The organism is Mesorhizobium sp. M0663, assembly GCF_040320585.1.
GTDB lineage: Bacteria > Pseudomonadota > Alphaproteobacteria > Rhizobiales > Rhizobiaceae > Mesorhizobium.
Genome location: NZ_JAMYPX010000081.1, coordinates 1 through 3,415, shown reverse-complemented (window position 1 = coordinate 3,415; position 3,415 = coordinate 1). Strand labels below are relative to the sequence as shown.

At 59.8% G+C, this 3,415-nt stretch carries 3 protein-coding genes; all 3 read left to right on the top strand.

Features of this window, described 5'->3' with window-relative positions; genetic code table 11:
• Positions 1-352: DUF5372 family protein (locus NKI54_RS36070; RefSeq protein ID WP_352694600.1), on the top strand; the 352-nt coding region annotated here is incomplete at its 5' end.
• Positions 353-507: 155 nt separating this feature from the next.
• Positions 508-972: a helix-turn-helix domain-containing protein gene (locus NKI54_RS36065; RefSeq protein WP_352694599.1), complete on the top strand. Its 465-nt coding sequence runs from the start codon at positions 508-510 to the stop codon at positions 970-972.
• A 304-nt stretch (positions 973-1,276) separates the two neighbouring features.
• Positions 1,277-3,394, top strand: coding sequence for a recombinase family protein (locus NKI54_RS36060; protein WP_352694597.1), 2,118 nt, complete (start codon positions 1,277-1,279; stop codon positions 3,392-3,394).
• Positions 3,395-3,415 lie beyond the last annotated feature (21 nt).

The window sequence follows — 3,415 nt, the reverse complement described above, 5'->3', positions numbered from 1 at the left end:
AGCCGCTTGTAACTCACTTGGAAATGCAGGCGGTTCGTCGTCCCCGTTGCAGTTTGTGACGGTGACTCACCCCTTTCATCCGTATTCCGGCCAGCGCGGTATCTGCGTTGGGAAGCGCGGTAACCGAGCGGGCAAACTGTTGCTGCTGCGCTTTGACGATGGCCGGACTTGCACTGTTCCGCCGCAATGGACCGATGCAGCAGTGCCCAGCCTTGAGGTTGTCGTGGGAAACGGGCGCGCACTGTGCAGCCTCACCGACCTGCTGGAACTCAGCGGTCTCGTAGAGCGCCTCATATCGCAAGGGAGATGCCAACGCCGCAAGCATGTAAAGGAAATTTTGCCGATGTTGTAAGGAAAATAACGCCGCAAAACCCGTGGAGCCTTCGCTGAATGTGCCAGATTTGTGGGAATCATATGCGATTGACCGGCAGAGACACGCTTGACGGTTTAACCTTGCACGGCATATTTATAATTACGTCAATTGAGTCGACATCGGGAGCGGCACAGGTGTCGGACAGCGCCAAACACAGGCAATCGAAGGCCAGCGCCTTGGCCGCGGAAGGCACGCTCAATCCAGCCCCGGAAAAAATTCACGATCAGAAATTCCGGGAGGACGGCTTCTTCGATCCACGCGACATCGTGCAGGTGAAGTACGAGATGCTGCGGCGCGTATCCGTCGACAAAATGTCGATAACGGAGGTGTCCGACGAATATGGCGTCTCCCGGCCGACCTTCTACCAGGCCAAAGTGGACTTCGAGGACGCGGGTCTGGCCGGCCTAGTACCGAGGAAGCGCGGCCCGCACGGCCCGCACAAGATCCAGAGCGAAGTGCTGGCCTTCCTCAGGGCCCAGGTGGTTCCAGGAGAGCCCATTCGGGCACGCGAACTGACGAATCGGCTCCGGACAGAGTTCGGCCTCGATGTCCACCCCAGAACAATCGAGCGTGCGCTCGGCGTAAAAAAAACGGCGTAACCATCAGTGGTGGTGCGCAATTGCATTGCGCGATGCAGTCCCGCGCCACGGAGCGATACGAAATACTGCGCGCCGCCGCGCTTGGCGCCGCGCTCCCTGTGGAGGCACGCAGTGGTCTTAGCATCCTTCTGCATCGCGGCATGTGGGCCTGGGTTAGCGCGGTCTTGCGTGCGCCGGGCTGGTCTCCACCCGCGGCTTCGCCGCCTGTCGCCAGGCTGCCGATCGCAGACGAAACGTCCGAGCGACGCACAATCATCCACTTGCTCGCCGCCATCGTGATGGCGGCCCCTGAACGGAGAACAGCATGAACGAAAAGCTCAAGGTCCAATCGCATCATCTCGAGCGGAGCGCCTACCTCTACATCCGACAGTCATCGATGCGCCAGGTCATGGAGAATGTCGAAAGCACCAAGCGTCAATACGATCTTCGTGGTCGCGCGATCGGGCTTGGATGGCACGACGACCAGATCACGGTCATCGACAGCGACCAGGGCGAATCCGGCGCTTCAGCGTCGTGGCGCGAAGGCTTCCAGCGCTTGGTGTCTGATGTCGGCATGGGGCGCGCGGGGATCGTCATGGGCCTGGAAGTATCTCGCCTCGCCAGAAACAACGCGGACTGGCATCGGCTGCTGGAGATCTGCGCTTTGGCCGACACGCTCATTCTCGACGAAGATGGCGTCTACGATCCAGCCAACTTCAATGACCGGCTTCTGCTGGGCCTCAAGGGCACGATGAGCGAGGCCGAGTTGCACGTTATCAAAGCCCGGTTGCGCGGTGGCATTCTCAACAAAGCACGCCGCGGCGAATATCGCTGTCCCCTTCCGACCGGCTTCATCTACAACGAGGTTGGCGATGTGGTCCTTGATCCAGACGCTCAGATCCGGGAGATGATCACCCACTTCTTCGAGACGTTCTCGCGGGTCGGGTCGGCGACGCAGACCGTCAAGGCGTTTGCCAGGGAAGGTCTGCTCTTCCCATCCCGGTTCCGCAACAGCAAGCGGGTGGTCTTCCAACCGCTGACCACATCGGCGGCCTTACGCACGCTGCACAATCCTCGCTACGCGGGCGTCTATGCCTATGGTCAGCGTCTTTACCGCAGAACCGTCGACGGAAAGAAACAGTTCCGCAAACGTGAGCCCAATGAATGGCTCGCATGCATCCCGGACGCCCATCCCGGCTATATCAGCTGGGAGCAGTTCCAGCACAATCTCAAGGCGCTCGAGGCCAATGGCCAAGGCTACCAGACCGCACGCGTCTCGCCACCGCGCGAAGGCGCGGCTTTGTTGCAGGGGCGCGTCATATGCGGGCGTTGTGGCTGTCACATGAGGGCCCGCTACGTCACCCGGCGCGGTCAGGTGGACACTTGGTACGTCTGCAGCCGCGCCTACGTCTCTCGGGGTGAGCCTCACTGCCAGTCGATCGCAGGCTGGCCCGTCGACGCGGCGATCGGTGAACTGATCGCCGCGGAAATGACGCCCGCCGCCGTGGAGTTAGCTCTGGAGATCCGAAAAGAGATCGAAGCGCGCTATGACGAAGCGGACAAACTCCGGCTCCGTGCCGTCGAACGCGCCCAAATCGATGCCGATCTTGCACAGCGGCGGTTTATGCTGGTCGATCCGAACAACCGCCTGGTCGCCGACACCCTTGAACGCGAATGGAACGACAAACTGCGCATGCTGTCTGATCTACGAGAAGAAAGAGAGAGTGCTCTGCGCGCAAACCGAGCGACACTTGACGATGCAATCCGCGATCGATTGATTGCCATGACGGCCGACTTCAAAACGGTCTGGCGCGACCCCGCCTTGCCGAACCGAGAACGCAAGCGGCTCCTTGCCTATCTCGTTGAAGACATCACATTGCTCAAGTTCCAGGCCGAGGGAGAGACACGGATACACATCCGCTTCAGAGGCGGAAAGACCGAAACATTGATCACTCAGAACCCGAAAACCTCCGCACAGCAGGTAAAGACCCGGCCCGAGGTGGTCGAATTGGTCGACAAGCTTCTCGACGATCATATCTGCGCTGAAATCGCCGACATCCTGAATGCAAGGGGAATCCGTCCCGGCGGCTCAGCGCGGCGCGGCAAGGCTGACGCCCAGTTCAGCGACTTGCGCGTCATCTATCTCGTCAAGCAATATGGTCTGCGCTCGCGCTACGACCGGCTTCGCGAGCGGGGAATGCTGACAAAAGCAGAAGCCTGCGCAAAACTTGGAATCACCGAATGCACCCTGGTCAGATGGGCGAAATACGGCATCGTGAAAAGACATGCCTACAACGGCTATATCGGCCTCTATGAACTGCCCGGACCGCACGTCCCAGCCAAACAGTGCAGCCGATGGAACCAGCTTGCTCATCGGGCGGAGGCCATCCGCCAACTCAACTCCTCAAAATGCTCCGATCTCAAGGAAAGGGCTGTAGTATGAAGCAAGTTAGTTGGCATAAAG

Coding starts and splice junctions, on each gene's coding strand:
- NKI54_RS36060 (WP_352694597.1), top strand. CDS start 1,277: ATGAACGAAAAGCTCAAGGTCCAATCGCATCATCTCGAGCGGAGCGCC.